This window comes from Rhizobium rhododendri (assembly GCF_007000325.2).
Lineage (GTDB): Bacteria > Pseudomonadota > Alphaproteobacteria > Rhizobiales > Rhizobiaceae > Rhizobium > Rhizobium rhododendri.
The window spans coordinates 364364-380717 of record NZ_CP117267.1; the positions used below are offsets into that span (position 1 = coordinate 364364).

General features: G+C 61.2%; 13 protein-coding genes. 8 read left to right on the plus strand and 5 right to left on the minus strand.

The features are described from left to right. Nucleotides 1-60: 60 nt before the first annotated feature. The 3 genes from PR018_RS01795 to PR018_RS01805 all read left to right on the plus strand — a co-directional run bounded on the left by PR018_RS01795 (nt 61) and on the right by PR018_RS01805 (nt 5441). A complete protein-coding gene (locus PR018_RS01795; RefSeq protein WP_142829228.1) occupies nt 61-1797 on the plus strand; it encodes a response regulator in 1737 nt (578 codons plus the stop codon). Between the two features lie 111 nt (nt 1798-1908). After that, nucleotides 1909-3264 carry a putative bifunctional diguanylate cyclase/phosphodiesterase gene (locus tag PR018_RS01800; protein WP_142824122.1) on the plus strand — a complete coding sequence of 452 codons (1356 nt, stop codon included), beginning with the start codon at nt 1909-1911 and terminating at the stop codon, nt 3262-3264. Nucleotides 3265-3395: 131 nt separating this feature from the next. Next, nucleotides 3396-5441 (plus strand): NADH:flavin oxidoreductase, encoded by a 2046-nt coding sequence (locus PR018_RS01805; RefSeq protein ID WP_142824123.1) that lies wholly within the window; start codon nt 3396-3398, stop codon nt 5439-5441. 72 nt (nt 5442-5513) lie between these two features. Here PR018_RS01805 and PR018_RS01810 read toward each other — a convergent pair whose 3' ends face one another. From PR018_RS01810 to PR018_RS01830, 5 genes are all read right to left on the minus strand, one after another. Next, nucleotides 5514-6071, minus strand: a complete 558-nt coding sequence (locus PR018_RS01810; protein WP_142824124.1) for a PRC-barrel domain-containing protein — start codon at nt 6069-6071, stop codon at nt 5514-5516. A 278-nt stretch (nt 6072-6349) separates the two neighbouring features. After that, the gene (locus PR018_RS01815) at nt 6350-7237 is read right to left on the minus strand and encodes an SMP-30/gluconolactonase/LRE family protein (protein ID WP_142824125.1); all 888 of its coding nucleotides are present in this window, start codon (nt 7235-7237) and stop codon (nt 6350-6352) included. Between the two features lie 4 nt (nt 7238-7241). Beyond that, a complete protein-coding gene (locus PR018_RS01820) occupies nt 7242-7874 on the minus strand; it encodes a 2-dehydro-3-deoxy-6-phosphogalactonate aldolase (protein ID WP_142824126.1) in 633 nt (210 codons plus the stop codon). Then, nucleotides 7871-8800: a 2-dehydro-3-deoxygalactonokinase gene (locus PR018_RS01825; protein WP_142824127.1), complete on the minus strand. Its 930-nt coding sequence runs from the start codon at nt 8798-8800 to the stop codon at nt 7871-7873. Before PR018_RS01825 ends, PR018_RS01820 begins: the two co-directional genes overlap by 4 nt. Continuing rightward, a complete protein-coding gene (locus PR018_RS01830; RefSeq protein ID WP_142824128.1) occupies nt 8800-9588 on the minus strand; it encodes an SDR family NAD(P)-dependent oxidoreductase in 789 nt (262 codons plus the stop codon). Before PR018_RS01830 ends, PR018_RS01825 begins: the two co-directional genes overlap by 1 nt. Nucleotides 9589-9698: 110 nt before the next feature. Here PR018_RS01830 and PR018_RS01835 point away from each other — a divergent pair, with 110 nt between their 5' ends. The 5 genes from PR018_RS01835 (at nt 9699) to PR018_RS01855 (ending at nt 16302) form a co-directional block, all read left to right on the plus strand. Then, a complete protein-coding gene (locus PR018_RS01835) occupies nt 9699-10496 on the plus strand; it encodes an IclR family transcriptional regulator (protein WP_202617131.1) in 798 nt (265 codons plus the stop codon). A gap of 206 nt (nt 10497-10702) precedes the next feature. Then, entirely contained in the window at nt 10703-11437 is a 735-nt protein-coding gene (locus tag PR018_RS01840) for a helix-turn-helix transcriptional regulator (protein ID WP_142824129.1), read from the plus strand. 376 nt (nt 11438-11813) lie between these two features. Continuing rightward, nucleotides 11814-12989: an Mrp/NBP35 family ATP-binding protein gene (locus PR018_RS01845; RefSeq protein WP_142824130.1), complete on the plus strand. Its 1176-nt coding sequence runs from the start codon at nt 11814-11816 to the stop codon at nt 12987-12989. A gap of 416 nt (nt 12990-13405) precedes the next feature. After that, nucleotides 13406-14383 (plus strand): magnesium/cobalt transporter CorA, encoded by a 978-nt coding sequence (gene corA, locus PR018_RS01850; protein ID WP_142824131.1) that lies wholly within the window; start codon nt 13406-13408, stop codon nt 14381-14383. 17 nt (nt 14384-14400) lie between these two features. Then, a complete protein-coding gene (locus tag PR018_RS01855) occupies nt 14401-16302 on the plus strand; it encodes a potassium transporter Kup (RefSeq protein WP_111217627.1) in 1902 nt (633 codons plus the stop codon). Nucleotides 16303-16354 lie beyond the last annotated feature (52 nt).

Genomic DNA, 16354 nt, shown 5'->3' on the forward strand with positions numbered 1-16354 from the left:
GGCCAGACCGTGCCCGCCTGAGGGCCTCTCAGTGATCGATGCCATAGGGGAATCGGACGAATGACTGCCGAGTTTGAGAAGGCAGTGCTCTCCGTCAATGACGATGCGCCTGCCGATGGCACGCTGCAGACGGCGCTTTTCGATGCGATTTGCGAGGGGCTGCAGTCCGCATTCTTCGTCTACGATAAAAACGATACGCTGCTCTTTGCCAGCCGCCAGGTTCTGAATTTCTACCCGATTTCCGAGCACTTGTTGCGGCCGCAAACCCGACTGCGCGATTTCCTCGGTGCCGTCTTCGACACCGGTATCCGCCAGCGCGACATTGCCGGCAAGCGACCCGTTCCGAGCAGCCGCGAGGACTGGCTGTCTCAGACGATCGCCACCCACTGGCGCGAACGGTACGAATTCACCGAGCGCCATGGCGCCGATCGCTGGGTACGCTTTACCAAGCGCCGGCTCTCCAGCGGCTACGGTGTCTGCATCATCACCGATATTTCCGAGACCCGTAAACGCGAGGAGCAGTGGCGGGCGGACCTCGAGCGCGTTCAGCTCACCGAGGATATCCTCGACAACCTGCCCTTTCCGCTGTTCGTCAAGGACAGGGACCTGACCTACGTCGCCGTCAACAAGGCGCTCTGCGACAAATATCAGAAGTCCGCCGACGAGATCCTCGGGCGCAAGAGCAGCGACCTGTTTTCCACCGATGTCGCCCAGCGGTTTGGTGAAAGCGACCAGCACGTGATCGACACCGGTGACCTGTCGATTTCACGCCAGCGGCAGATCGACCGCAGCGGCATGGAGCGGGACATCGTCACGCGCAAGCTGAGGATCGGCAAGCCCGGCCGCTATTTTCTCGTCGCCACGATGCAGGATTTGCCGACCGACGGCGCCGATTTCGACGAGTTCGGCCTTGCGTCCGCCATCACCGAATCCGGTGACCGCAGCTATCGGCGGGCCTATGTCCCGGTCGAGACCTTGCAGGCAGCCCTGCACAGACTGCCCGCCATGGAAACGTTCACCCCTGAAACGTTCAACGGTCAGAAGATACTCCTCGTTACCAACGATCTTGCGGCTGAATCGACAGCCCTGAAGATGCTTGCTAAATACGGGTTTGAGGCCTGCGTGGTGCGCAGTGAGGGCGAGGAGGCGGCGTTTCTCGATTTTGCAAGCTCGCTCGGTGTTCGCATCGATCTGGTCGTCATCGACAACCAGATCGGCGTGCGCGGCATGGAGCTGGCCGAACGCCAGAATATCCCGGCCCTCTGCCTCGACGGCGCGCAACTCGCCAATGAATTGACCTTCCGGATTGCCCGGTATTTCAACCGCAACATGCGCGGCAAGAGGCTCGCGCCGAAACATCCCGATGAAAAAATCTGGCCAATCTCGATCAGCACGGAAGACAACAGCTGCGAGATCCTGGTCGCTGAAGACAATGCCATCAACAAGATCGTCTTTTCGCAGATCCTCGAAGGCCTCGGCTATAGCTACAAGATCGCTTCCACCGGCGATGAGGCGGTGCGGATGTGGACCGAATACCGTCCCCAGCTGATGCTCATGGACATCACGCTACCCGGCCTCAACGGGTTCGAGGCAACCAGGCTGATCCGGCAGGTCGAAGCAGGTTCGGCCAGTCGAACGCCGATCGTCGGCGTCCTGACCCAGGCGCTCGACCAGGATCGCGATGCGTGCTTTGCATCCGGCATGGACGACGTGATCCTGAAACCCGTGAGCCCCGACATGCTGCAACTGGTGTTCCTCAAGCATCTCGGCAACGCACAGGCCCGCGAAACTGCTTAGCGACAAGCGCGCGCAGCCTCTCCCGCCCGGTCTCGCCAGGGCGTCGCTATCCATTTTTTAAGACTTAGCCGGCATTCTGCCCCATGGGTGGGAGACGTGTCGGAATTGCAGATGAAATCACCGGATTTGCCGCCCTTGCCCGTTAGCCAGACTGAGCTGCAGGCCATGGCATATACCGATCCGTTGACCGGGTTGGGCAATCGGTATCGCATGCGCGACCGCGTACGGCTGCTCGCGGAAGAGCGTGCCAGCGATCCTGCGCCCTTTACAATCGCCATTGCCAACCTGGACGCCTTCAAGCCGATCAACGACTTGTTCGGCGCAGAAGCCGGCGACGAAATCCTCTGCCAGGTCGCCCACCGTCTCAAGGCATGCATTCCTGATGGCGCAACCGTGACCCGTCACGATGGCGACGAATTTGCCTTCGTCCTGCCGCTGGTGTTCGAGCGTGTCGGCGGCGAGAAATTCGGCCAGATGATCCGCGAGGTGCTTTCCGCGCCCTACGACCTCGGCGACCGCAACGTCCGACTCTCGGCGTCCTTCGGTCTTGCCATACACCCCTTTGCCGGCGACAACTTCGATGCCCTGCTGAAAAGTGCAGAGACCGCCCTTTACCGGTCGAAGCGTCGTGGTCGCGGCCAGATCACGGTCTATTCCAATGAAATCGCCGAGGAGATGAAGCGGGCGACGCAGCTGGAGCAGGCCCTGCGAAACGCCATAATCTCCGACGCGATCGACGTTCACTTCCAGCCCATCGTTTCGCTCGCCAACGACACCGTGGTCGGCTTCGAGGCGCTCGCCCGCTGGAGCGATCCGGATCTCGGCTTCGTCTCGCCGGCCGTCTTCGTGCCGCTTGCCGAGGAGCGAGGCTTTATCGATGCCCTTTCCGAGACCTTGCTGCGCAAGGCTGCGGAGGCAGCACTCGCCTGGCCGCGCGAATTGTTCCTGTCGTTCAACCTTTCGTCGGCGCAGCTGATGGATCCGGGCACCAGCAGCAGCGTGCTGGCAATTCTTGCGCGCGTCGGCTTCGATCCACGACGGCTCGAGCTGGAAATCACCGAGACCGCAGTCATGACATCTGCCGAGACCGCCCACCAGATCATCACTGACCTGCGCGCCGCCGGCGTCCGCATCTCGCTCGACGATTTCGGCACGGGTCAATCCAGCCTTGGCCGGCTGCGCGAGTTCATTTTCGACAAGGTCAAGATCGATCGCGCCTTCGTCTCGCGCATCAACAGCGACCGCGCATCCGAACATATCATCAAGGCCATTCTCGCCATGTGCGAAGGGCTGGACCTCGAGGTGGTGGCCGAAGGCATCGAGGACAGCGACGAGGCCGAAAAGCTGCGTTCCCTCGGCTGCGGCATGGGGCAGGGCTATTTCTACGGCAGGCCCGTCGATGGCGCCTCCACGCTACGTTATCTGCACGAACGCTATTACGCGCTGAGCGATCACGCCAACGCCTGACACTCCAGGGTGTCTGTTTCGATCGCGCCGCTGCGCGACCACCGCGCGCCGCCGATAGGCCTCGCATTCTGCATCCAGCTCGGCAATGATGTCTGTCATGACGAACCCTTGGCATGCAGAGAACACATATCATGGCCGAACCGACTGACCCCCTGCTGCAACCCTATCAGCTAAAGCATCTGACGCTCAAAAACCGCATCATGTCGACGGCCCATGAGCCGGCCTATTCCGAAGGTGGAATGCCCACCGATCGCTATCGCCTGTACCACCGCGAAAAAGCCAAGGGCGGTATCGCGCTGACGATGACCGCGGGCTCTGCCGTGGTCTCGCCCGACTCGCCGCCGGCATTCGGCAACCTGCACGCCTACAAGGACGAAATCGTTCCGTGGCTGAAGGCGCTCACCGACGACTGTCATGAGTTCGGGGCAGCTGTTATGATCCAGCTGACCCATCTCGGCCGGCGCACCGGCTGGAACAAGGGCGCCTGGCTGCCTGTGCTGGCGCCTTCGGCGATCCGCGAGCCCGCCCATCGCGCCTTCCCTAAGGAAGCCGAAATCTGGGATATCGAGCGCATCGTCGCCGATTATGCGGCTGCGGCGGTGCGGATGCAGGCCTCCGGTCTCGATGGTATTGAGCTCGAGGCCTATGGCCATCTCATGGACGGCTTCTGGTCACCGGCCACCAACCACCGCGACGACGCGTTCGGCGGATCTCTCGAAAACCGCATGCGTTTTTCGACTATGGTCACGGAAGCGGTCCGCAAGGCCGTCGGGCCTGACTTCATCGTCGGCATCCGCCTGGTGGCCGACGAAGACTGGGAGAAGGGACTGTCCCGCGAGGAAGGCGTGGCCATCGCCAAGATGCTTGCCAGCGGCGGCCAGATCGATTTCCTGAACATCATCCGCGGCCATATAGACAGCGATGCTGCGTTGAACGAAGTCATCCCGATCCAGGGCATGCGCGCTTCGCCGCATCTCGATTTTGCCGGTGATATCAGGGCGGCTACCAAGTTCCCGGTGTTCCACGCTGCCCGCATCGCCGATGTCGCCACGGCCCGCCATGCGATCGCCGAGGGTAAGCTCGATATGGTCGGAATGACGCGGGCCCACATCGCCGATCCGCATATCGTCAACAGGATCATGGCCGGCGAGGAAGCCCGCATCCGCCCCTGCGTCGGCGCCACCTACTGTCTCGACCGCATCTACGAAGGGGGCGAGGCGCTGTGCATCCACAACGCTGCCACCAGCCGCGAGGCAGAGATCGGCCATGACATTGCGAAAGCCGAAATTGCCCGCAAGGCCGTCGTCATCGGCGCCGGACCGGCCGGCCTCGAGGCGGCGCGCGTTCTGGCCGAACGCGGGCATCATGTCGACGTCCTCGAGGCAAGCGGGCAGGCGGGTGGGCAGATCAATCTCCTTGTCCGCAATTCCAGACGCAAGGAAATGATCGGCATCGTTGACTGGAGGCTGCAGGAGCTGGAGCGTCTCGGCGTCATGATCCACTACGACACCTATGCCTCGGCAGACGAGGTGCTGCCGTTTGCTCCGGACCTTGTGGTTGTCGCCACCGGTGGCATCGCCCAGTCGCCGGAGCTGGAGGCCGGTGACGAGCTGGTGACCTCGAGCTGGGATATTCTCGCCGGTGCCGTCAAGCCGGAGGGCAGCGTGCTGTTGTTCGACGACAATGGCGGCCATCCCGGCATGTCGGCTGCAGAAGTTATTGCCACCGCCGGCGCAGACCTCGAGCTGGTCTCGCCGGAGCGGTTCTTTGCGCCGGAGATGGGCGGCATGAACCACGTTCCCTACGCCAGGGTCTTCGCCGAGAAGAACGTCCGAGTGACGATCAACACGCGCCTCAAATCGGTGCGGCGTGAGGGCAACGGCCTTGTGGCCGTGCTGGGGTCGGATTACTCGGAAAAGAGCCGGATGGAGCGCCGCGTGTCGCAGGTGGTGGTCGAACACGGGACCATGGCCAATGCCGAGCTTTACGAAGAACTCAAGCCCTTGTCGCGAAACCTCGGAGCAGTGGATTACGGTTCGCTGATCGCACGCTCGCAGCCCTTGCGGACGAGCAATCCCGAGGGCAGCTTCGACCTGATCCGCATTGGCGACGCAGTCTCCAGCCGCAACGTCCACGCCGCAATCTATGACGCTCTGCGATACTGTTCGCTGCTATGACGTCGCATAGCAAAACGGCGACGTTTTCACGCCGCCGCCGATAATCTACGTCTGTTATAACCCGCCGTCAGGTTACTTGGTGGTCGTGGAACCGTCAGCCGGAGCAGTCGTCCCGCCGGCCGGAGCCGTTGTCGCCGGTGTCGAAGACGACGATTCGGAGGACTGCATTGCAAGTGTCTTGAATTCCGGAGCCGACTTCAGCGTGTCGGCCGACTCGGATGTCGTCAGCTTGACGGTACCGTCGGTGTTCTGGGCGATGGAAATGTTGCTGATCGGAACTGCAACGTTCTTGGCGCCGATACCCAGGAACCCGCCGACGCCGACCACGGCCGCAACGATGCCGCCGTTCTTTTGCATGATGAGGTCGCTCACCTTGCCGATGCTTTCATTGGCACCATTGTAGACTGACTGACCGATATAGGTGTTGGCGCTGACCTGATCTGGCGACTGCTGGGTGATATAGGAACCCGTGGAAGTTGCAGCCGGCGCGTCTGTCGACGGTGCCGTTGCCATCGGTGTCGTGGTTGTCGAAGGTGTCGTTGAAGTCTGCGCGAAGGCGACTGGAGCAAAGACGGAGGCAGCTGCAAAGATAGCGCCGGTAGCGACAGTGGTCATAAACTTGGTATTCATCGTCAATCTTCCTTTCGAGTGGATCGGTTGACCCCCGACATGGGCGGCGCCTGTCTCAGGCTCACCATCATCATGCCGGTTCGTATAGGAAATGGACGAATCTACGCTTTGTTCCTCGAAAAAACGGATGAAATTGGTCTTTTGCGATGATCCTCAAGAAAGGCCGGAATGGCGCTAACTGACGCAAAACGTATGGCTGCGGGGCTTTCTCACCACGTGCAAAAGGCGCCGGACAGTCGCCGACGCCTTTCGAATTCCCGCAAATTAGTCGCGATATATTAGAGAATGTAAGCCGGGTCGAAGACGCCCTTGACCGTGATCCCGAGCTCCATGAGGGCACCAGCCTGCGGTTGTGTCGCCCGCGCCTCGTCATCGAGCCCTTCCCAGGCGGTCGTCACCACGAGGCGGTCCGCATTGGGGCCGACGAAGGCCGGGCAGGAGGGCTGCATGGCAGGTACGCGGTGGCGCTCGATGCGCAGGCCATCCGGGCTGTAGCGATCGACGAAGCCCGATCCCCAGCGAGAGTTCCAGATGTAGCCGTCGGCATCGCAGACCGAACCGTCGATGCCGCCGATATCCGCCGAGCTGTCGACCAGCACCGTCGGCTCGCCGATGGGCAGGCCGGTCGCGGGGTCGACGAGGACACGCATCAGCCGGCTGATCCTCGTGTCGGTGTAATAGCCGAACGATCCATCCGGCGAGAAGCAGATGGAATTCGGGATGCTGATGCCGTCGAAGATCTTCGTCACCTTGCCGGCGGCGACGTGATAGATGGCGCCGGCCTGCATTTCCGCCCGCTTGCCCATGGTACCGATCCACAGCGCCCCCGAGATATGCGTCCGGCCGTCGTTGGAGCGGTTTTCCGGCTTGTCCGCTTCGAGCGGCAGGTAGAAGGTGAGGGCGCCGGTGGCGATGTCGCGGATGAACAGACCCTGTTCCGTCGCCAGCAGTTGCCTGTCCGCGTCGATACGCGCCAGCACGCTTGCCATCATCGGCAACTCGTGGACTTTCTTCCGGCCGCTTCCGAGCTGCAACTCATGCAGTTCCTTGCCGAGAATGTTGAACCACCAGACAGTATCGGTCGCCGGATCGTAAGTCGGGCCTTCCCCGAGCACCGATGCGGTGTCGCAGAGGATGTTGCCCTGGAATTCGTGAATGTCCGTCATGCCGTCACGCTCCTATTGCTGCATCATAGGCAGAGATGGTGACGCGCGCGCGCTCTGCAACATCGGCGGCGGTCATTCCGGGCTTGTAGAGGCTGGTGCCGAGACCGAAGGCGAGGATACCAACCTTGGTATAATCGGCGAAATTCTGGTCGGAAACGCCGCCGACGGCAGCGATCGTCAGTTCCGGTGGCAGGATGGCGCGGATACCGGTGATACCGGAAGCGCCGAGCACGCCGGCCGGGAAGAACTTGAGGCCGGTAGCGCCGGCGCGGGCGGCCGAAAGGGCCTCCGTTGCGGTGAAGCAGCCGGGCATGGTCACCATGCCGAGGTCGCGACCACGGCTGATGACTGCAGGCTCGACATTCGGCGTTACCAGCAGCTTGCCGCCGACAGCATCGAGCCTGTCGACGTTCTCGACATCCAGCACGGTGCCGGCGCCGATGAGGCAATCGGCCGGTGCCATCTTGGCGGCCATTTCGATGGAGCGAAATGCATCCGGCGAATTCAGCGGAATTTCGATGGCCGTCATGCCGGCTTCGATCAGCGCGCCGACGATGGCTTGCGTTTCCTCAGGCTTGATGCCGCGCAGAATGGCGATCAGCGGACGTTTCATCGGCGGGAAAGGGATACGGGTCATACGGCTGTTCTCTCATCGTTTGGCCAGATTGCCTTGGCGGCAGCGGAAAGCCCGCGGCGGACGGCGGCATCGGCGTCGATTGTCTGGTAGGATATAGATAAGGATTTGAAGGCGGTTTCATAGAGCGATTGCAGGCCGCCCGAGGCGACCAGCGTGATTGTCGCACCGTCGCCGGCAGAGGACAGGGCGCCGGCGATCTCGGCGCCGATCAGTGTTCCGGAAATCCAGGCCTTGGCGCCGGCCGGCGAAAGCCCGTGCAACAGCTGCCCGGAGCGGGCACCGAACAGAAGGCTGGTCGCCATTGTCGGCTGCCTGAAAATCGCGCCCACCGCAGCCTCGAACGCTGCGGTATCGGGTTCGCCGGCACCGGCGATAGCCTGCGCCAGAATGCTGTGCTTGCTGATGACGTCGAACAGTTCGCCGGTCATGAATGTCGAGAAGCCGGAAACCGTGCCATCGACGACGCGGACCCATTTCGAATGGGTGCCGGGCATGCAGACAATCTGCTCGCCGCGGCTCTCACCGGAAAGCGCTCCCAGCAATTGCGTCTCTTCGCCACGAATAACGTCGGGCGCCTCCTGCAAGCGTTGGGCGAGGCCCGGAAGAATGCGGATGTCGCGTTCCTGCCCGGGCACGGACACTGCTCCGGTGAGGATCGCCGAGAGCGAGGTCGGCGTGTCGATATAGCCGGCCTCGACCCAGCCCTGCCGGGCACCGGCCATGCCGCAGATAATCACGGGCACGTCGGCCGGAACCGAGAGGCTGTCGAGATGCGCCTGCAGGACGCCGGCAAAGCCGAGGCTGGCTGCGGTCGTCATGCCTTCGCCGCTCCGACGCTCACCGAGAATGTTGCCATCCGTCCCGATCAGCCACAGTCGAAAGCTGCTGGTGCCCCAATCGACAGCCACATAGGCTGGTCTTTCCATCAGAAAACGCCTCCGTCAACGATAATGGACTGCGCCGTGATGCCGGCTGCGAGGTCCGATGCAAGGAAAAGGCAGGGACCGACGAGGTCCTCTGCCGTGAGAACATGTTTAAGGCACTGGCGGTCGACCATCCTGGCGATGCTTTCGTCGGTCAGCCACAATTCCTTCTGGCGCTCGGTGACGATCATGCCGGGCAGGATCGCGTTGACCCGGATGTCCTCCGGCCCCAGTCGGCCAGCCATGCTTTTGGTCAGGCCGATGATGCCGGCTTTGGCAGTCGCGTAGATCGGCACGTCGGGCATGTTGAGCATGAAGGCGATCGACGAGAAATTAATAATCGCGCCACCGCCACCAGCCCGCATAAGCGGCGCGACGGCCTGTGACACGAAGAACATCTGCTTCAGGTTGATGGCCTGGCTATCGTCCCAATCCGCCTCCGATACCGTATCGAACTGATGCCGACCGTCCCATCCGGCATTGTTGACCAGCACCCGGATCGCATCGAAGTCGGATTCAATGGCGGCAACGGTGCTCCTGATGGACGATACGTCGCGCAGGTCTGCATGGTAGTAGGAGACAGGATGCGCCGAGCTGTTCGAGATCCGCGCGGCCAGCGCCCGGCTCGCGGTTTCGGCAATGTCGATAAAGGCAACCCGTGCGCCCTGCATCGCGAAACCTTCAACCAGTGCTGCCCCGATGCCGGAGCCTCCGCCGGTAATGAGGACGGCCTTGTCTTTGAGATCGGCAATTTGCGCAGACGGTGTCTTCAAAATATCCTCCTGTCGCATCGAATTCCATTATTCGGAACTCAATTTGACTATTTGGAATTATCCGACTAGCGTCCAGCTGTGTCAACCGGCGATGCATCCATTTCGTCGCCCTTCGTAAAGGCAAGAGCATGGCGGGGAGCGAGCGCGCGACGACAGCAGACACCGGCACGCTGGGCAAGGTCATGGCGTTGCTGGACATCATTGCCCTGTCGGACACGCCGATGCGCTTCACCGATATCCTGGAGATTTCCGGACAGCCGAGGGGCACGCTGCACCGGCAACTCGGCCATATGGTGCGCGAAGGCCTGCTGGAGATGGACAGGGATGGGCGATATCGCCCGGGACTGCGCCTTCTCACCTTCGCAGCCCGCAGCTGGGCCGGAAACGATATCAGGCGCATCGCCGAGCCGCATCTTGCTTTGCTCCACGACCAGACAGGCGAGACCGTCCACTTCGGAATTCTGCAGGATCTGCAGGTCATCTACCTCGACAAAGTCGAAGGCCGCCAGTCCGTGCGCATGTATTCGCATATAGGCAATGCCGCTCCGGCCTACTGCACCGGCGTCGGCAAGGCAGCGCTTTCGACGCTGGACGATGCCGAGCTCCATGCCCGGGCCGCGCGGATGGAATTCGTGGCTTTCACGCCGCGTACGCACCTGACGGAGGCGACGCTGCTCGGAGAGATCAGCGATATTCGGCTGCGGGGCTACGCTCTGGATAGGGAAGAACATGAAGCCGGCATATGCTGCGTTGCCGCCGCTATCCCGCCGGTTAGCGCGCGTCCGCCGTCAGGTATCTCGGTTACAGGGCCGGCCTATCGTGTCACCGAGGATAGGTTGCGCCAATGGGCGCCGCTGGTGCAGGCGGCAGCGATGTCGATCTCTGCCGATATCGAAATTCGCCTCGGTCCGCGCGCGAAGTTCTAGGCGATAGCATCAGATGGTCCCGGCAACCGGTAATAGAACCGCGACTGGGGACAAAGATATGGTGCTACTCTTTTACTTGGATTTTGTAGTTGAGTAATTGCCTCATCTTGGCCATGTTGACGCGCCGCTTGCTGGCGCATGTTTTCGAACGCGCCGGCTTGGGAAATCGTGATTTCGTTTCGATTTTGCGTGTAGAAGATAGTATCATGGGGCTCATGGATCAGGCGGTACTCAGCTCGCACGATTTCGTTTCTGAAATTGCGGGCCTGAAAACACAGTTCGACGTCTTCAGATTCTTGAAGCGTGTCGCCGACGCCTATCGTTGCCGGACATTCTTGGTCCTGAACCTGCCGCCGACCACCTCTTTCGCATTGCAGAGCAACACGGTCGTTACCAACTGGCCGCCGGAACTCCTCACGCTCTACGACCAAGAGCGTCTCCTGGTGAACAGCACGGTGATGCGTCACCTGCGCAATTCCACCCTGCCGTTTTGTTTCGACTCGTCGAGCCCCGATATGGAGCGCGACGATGGAAAGACGAAAACGATTGTCGGGCTGCTGGAGCGGTTTCGCATTCCGCGCGGTGCGTATTTTCCGACGCACGATGCGTCCGGTCTTCGTGGCGCAGTTTCCTTTTCAGGCGAGCGTGAAGCCTTTACGCCCCACGAGATGCGCGATCTCAGCTATATTGCCATTCATATCTTCGAGCAGCTCGGCACGATCCGCAACATTGATACGCGCCTGACGGACCCGCTGACCGACCGCGAGATCGACTGCCTGACCTGGACGGCAGCCGGCAAGACCAGTGCCGAGATCGCCGAAATTCTCGGGCTGTCCGAGCACACGGTCAATCACTATCTCAACCGCACGACCAAAAAGCTCGACACTGTCAACCGCACCCAGGCTGTGGCGAAGGCGTTGCGCATCGGCATCATCAAGTGAAAGTATCTGCGTAATATTTATGCAGTGATTTACTGGTCGCCTAAGAAAATGGCTCTGCTCCGGCTGAATTTCTTCTTGCGCCGTTCCGGGCTTCGCCCTGCGCCCCTTGAAATCAATGCATTTTTTGTTTCATCCCAAACTGGCACGCTTTCTGCATCATCACTTTCAGGTCCAGAGGGGACTTTCATAACAGCGCCGGTCAACGGGCGCGGATGATACAGGCCGCTGTCGACAACGTGATGCTCCTCCCAGCACCGTTCGAGACAGCGGCCTTCATATTTTGGGATCTTGAAACTCTTGTAAAATCAGCACTGCCTCTTGGCAGATGCGCATGAAGGTCTATGACTGGATTGACAAAAGCAGGGAGTTTTGCCGCATGGCCGACGTCACGAAGGAACAGGTTCTCGAAACGCTGAAGACCGTTCACGGGCCAGACACCGAAAAGAACATCGTCGAACTCGGCATGGTCTCGGACATCTTCATTTCCGATGCAAAGGTCTATTTCTCCATCACCGTTCCGGCTGACCAGGCGACCGAGTTGGAGTCGCTGCGCCTGGCAGCAGAGCGTGCCGTCAAGGAAATCCCTGGCGCCAAGGGCGCTCTGGTGACTCTGACCGCCGACAAGAAGGCTGGATCCGCACCCCCGAGGCCGACACCCCCAAAGCCGGGCCCGGCCCCAGCTCCCCATAGCCACGGCCATTCCCACGCGCAGCCGGCAAAGGCTGCATCGCCTCCGTCGCGCGGCGCAAAGATCGGCGTACCCGGCATCGGAGCCATAATCGCTGTCGCATCAGGCAAAGGCGGCGTCGGCAAGTCGACGACGGCGGTCAACCTTGCTCTGGCGCTGCTTGCCAACGGTTTGCGCGTCGGCGTGCTCGATGCCGATATCTACGGTCCGTCCATGCCACGGCTGCTGAAACTCTCCGGTCGCCCCCAGCAGATCGAAAACCGCATTATCGTGCCTATGGAGAATTACGGCCTGAAGGTCATGTCGATGGGATTCCTGGTGGAAGAGGAAACCGCGATGATCTGGCGCGGGCCGATGGTGCAATCGGCCCTGATGCAGATGCTGCGCGAGGTCGCCTGGGGCGAGCTTGACGTGCTCGTCGTCGACATGCCGCCCGGCACTGGCGATGCTCAGCTGACGATGGCCCAGCAGGTGCCGCTCGCCGGCGCCGTCATCGTCTCGACGCCGCAGGACCTGGCGCTGATCGATGCCCGCAAGGGCCTCAACATGTTCCGCAAGGTCGAGGTGCCGGTGCTCGGCATCGTCGAGAACATGAGCTATTTCATCGCCCCCGACACAGGCGCACGCTACGATATCTTCGGTCACGGCGGCGCCCGGCTGGAGGCGGAGCGCATCGGCGTGCCGTTCCTCGGCGAGGTGCCGCTGACGATCAACATCCGCGAGACATCCGATGCCGGCACGCCGCTTGTGGTCTCCGAACCGGACGGGGTGATTGCCGGCGTCTATCGCGACATCGCCACCAAGGTGTGGGCGCAGGTGACCGGCCAGCCTCTGCGCGCCGCGCCGGCAATCGTCTTCGAATAGCATGCACGTGCCCCATAGTGCCGCCGCATTGCCTTGTCGGCACAATGTTCTACCCATGCCGTCGCGCCGTTTCTGCGGTCAAAGCGCACGGGAAAAGGGGTTGGACTTGATTCTTTGTCCGCTATGCTGCATATGCGCCGCCGATGCGATGGTCGCCGGATATGCCCTGGGGCAGCGGGCGGCTTGTTGGAAACTTCGGTTCGTGGCCGCGCAAGGGAATTGTGCGCCGCCCGCGAAATTGGTACTGCAACGCAGTGGAGCATGGATACGCCTTCCCGACAGGATCGGCAGAACGCGTCCCGGAGTTTTATGAAATTTTCAGAGATTTCGTCCCTAGGATCGCAGTCGTCGCGCATGCAGCGCCATGACGTCGGCTGTCTGCCCCGCCGTTTCCGGTCCATGGCAGGAGTAGGCCATTGATCACTGCCTACCGTTCCAACTGCAAATCGGTGCCGCGCGCCGATATCGTTGCCGCCAGCACCATCTCGGACGACATCGTCTGGATCGATCTGGTCGACCCGACCCGCGAGGAAGAAGACAAGCTCGAGGCGCTGCTCGGCATCCAGGTTCCGACCCGTGACGATCTGAAGGACATCGAGCCATCGAGCCGCCTCTACAACGAGAACGGCGCCGTCTTCCTGACCGCATCCCTGGTATGGAAAGCCGACTCCGAGCTGCCGAGCCTGACCGACGTCGGCTTCATTCTCGTCGGCAACAGGCTGGTGACGATCCGCTATGCCAATCCGAAATCCTTTGCCCTGTTCATAGCAGCACTGCACCGGATCCCGGAAGACATGCGCAGCGGCGCCGCCTTGCTCGCCAAGCTGATGGAAACCATCGTCGATCGTACCGCCGAGATCCTCGAGCAGGCCGTGTCGCGGATCGATGTGCTGTCGACCCACGTGTTCGGCGACAAGGCGCGGAAAGTCCGCCGTCCTTCGAACTATCTCGAGGAAAAGCTGCGCGACGTCGCCGGCCACCACCGTCTGGTGAGCAAGTCGCGCGATAGCTTGATGTCGCTGTCGCGACTTCTTACCTTCATGCATACGATCCCGGCTGTTCAGCAGGATCGCGAGACCAAGGATCTCTGTCGCAACGTGACGCGGGATGTCCAGTCTCTTTCGGAACATGCGTCTTTCATTGCCGGCAATATCACCTTTCTGCTGGATGCTTCGCTCGGGTTGATCAATATCGAGCAGAATTCCATCATCAAGATATTCTCGATTGCTTCCGTCGTGTTCCTGCCGCCGACGCTGGTTGCGTCTGTCTACGGCATGAATTTCGAACATATGCCCGAGTTGCACTCGACGTTCGGGTATCCTGCCTCCCTCGTGTTGATGGTGGTCTCGGCCGTCGTCCCGTTCTTCTTTTTTCGTTGGAAAGGCTGGCTCTGAGAGCCTAGTGGTCCCGAATGTCTCACGAAATCGATCATTCTCCTGACAGGAAGATGAGCCCGCGCAAACTCTTCTACCTGACGCTCGGCTCCGTCGGCGTCGTCTATGGCGACATTGGCACGAGCCCGCTCTATGCCTTTCGCGAGGCATTGAAGCCGGTTGCCGCCGACGGCCTGACGCGCGGCGAGGTGATCAGCCTCGTGTCGCTGATGTTCTGGGCGCTCACCATCATCGTCACCTTCAAGTATGTCCTTTTCCTGCTGCGCGCCGATAACGACGGCGAAGGCGGCACACTCTCGTTGCTGGCGCTGCTGCTGAAGACCGCCAATGGCCATACCGCCGTGCTGATGTTCCTGGGGCTGAGCGGCGCCGCGCTCTTCCTCGGCGATGCGATGATCACTCCGGCGCTGTCGGTTCTCTCGGCGGTCGAAGGCCTGAAGCTGGTGACGCCGCACTTCGGGCCCTATGTGGTGCCGATTGCCGTCGCCATCCTGGCGCTGCTGTTTGCCATCCAGTCGCATGGTACCGGCGCCGTCGCCCGCTATTTCGGGCCCATTACCGCCGTCTGGTTCATCGTCATCGGCGTCGCCGGCCTGCTGCGTATTCCGGACGACTACGGCATCCTCAACGCCTTCAATCCCTGGTACGGCATCACCTTCCTGATGCACGAGGGCATTCTCGGCATCATCGTGCTCGGGGCGGTCTTCCTGACCGTTACCGGTGCGGAAGCGCTTTACGCCGATCTAGGCCACTTCGGTCGCCGACCCATCCAGTGGGCCTGGTTTGCGCTGGTCTTCCCGTCGCTGACGCTGAACTACCTCGGCCAGGGCGCCATGGTGCTGCGCGAGCCGCTCACCATGTCCGATCCGTTCTTCCTGATGTTCCCACACTGGGCGCTGCTACCGGTCGTATTCCTTGCCACCTGCGCCACGATCATCGCCAGCCAGGCGGTCATCACCGGGGCGTTCTCGCTCACCCGCCAGGCGATCCATCTCGGCTTCCTGCCGCGCATGGAGATCCTCTTCACCTCTGAGACCAATACCGGCCAGATCTTTCTGCCGTCGGTCAACACGCTGCTGTTCTTCGGCGTGATCTTCCTCGTGTTGAGTTTCCAGACCTCCGATTCGCTGTCGACCGCCTACGGGATCTCTGTGACGGGCGCGATGGTGGTGACTTCCGTCATGGCTTTCGAGTTCGTCCGCGTTCGCTGGAACTGGTCGCTGCCTCTGACCATCGTCGTGCTGATGCCGCTGTTCCTGCTCGAGATGGTCTTCCTCGGCGCCAACCTGCTGAAGATCCACGACGGCGGCTACATTCCGGTCATGATCGCCACCGCCTTCACGGTCGTCATGTGGACATGGCGACGCGGCACGGCGATCCTGATGGAAAAGACTCGTCATACGGATATTCCGCTGCCGTCGTTCGTCAGTTCCATCGAGCGGAAGAGCGACCACTCGCCGGCTTCCGTTCCGGGCACCGCCATCTTCCTGACCAGCGACCCCGAATCCGCGCCCGCAGCACTGCTTCACAATCTGAAACACAACCATGTTCTGCACGAAAAGAACGTCATCCTGACCATCCGCACGGTCAACAAGCCAAGGGTCGCCAACAGCGACCGCTACACGGTGCAAAAGGTCTCAGAGCGGTTTTCACGTGTCGAGCTACGTTTCGGATTCATGGAATCGCAGAACGTCTCGCAGGCACTGGCCGCCTTGCGCAAATCCGGATTGAAGTTCGACATCATGTCGACCTCCTTCTATCTCGGACGCCGCAAGCTCGTGCCGGATGCAAAATCGGGCATGCCGCACTGGCAGGACCGCCTGTTTATCGCGCTCGCCAATGCCGCGACCGACCCGTCCGACTATTTCCGCCTGCCGGCCAACCGCGTGGTCGAACTCGGCTCGCACGTCATCATCTGATCGGCGGGGGATCTCGGCGAAATTAACCATCTATCAAGGTTAATAGGACATT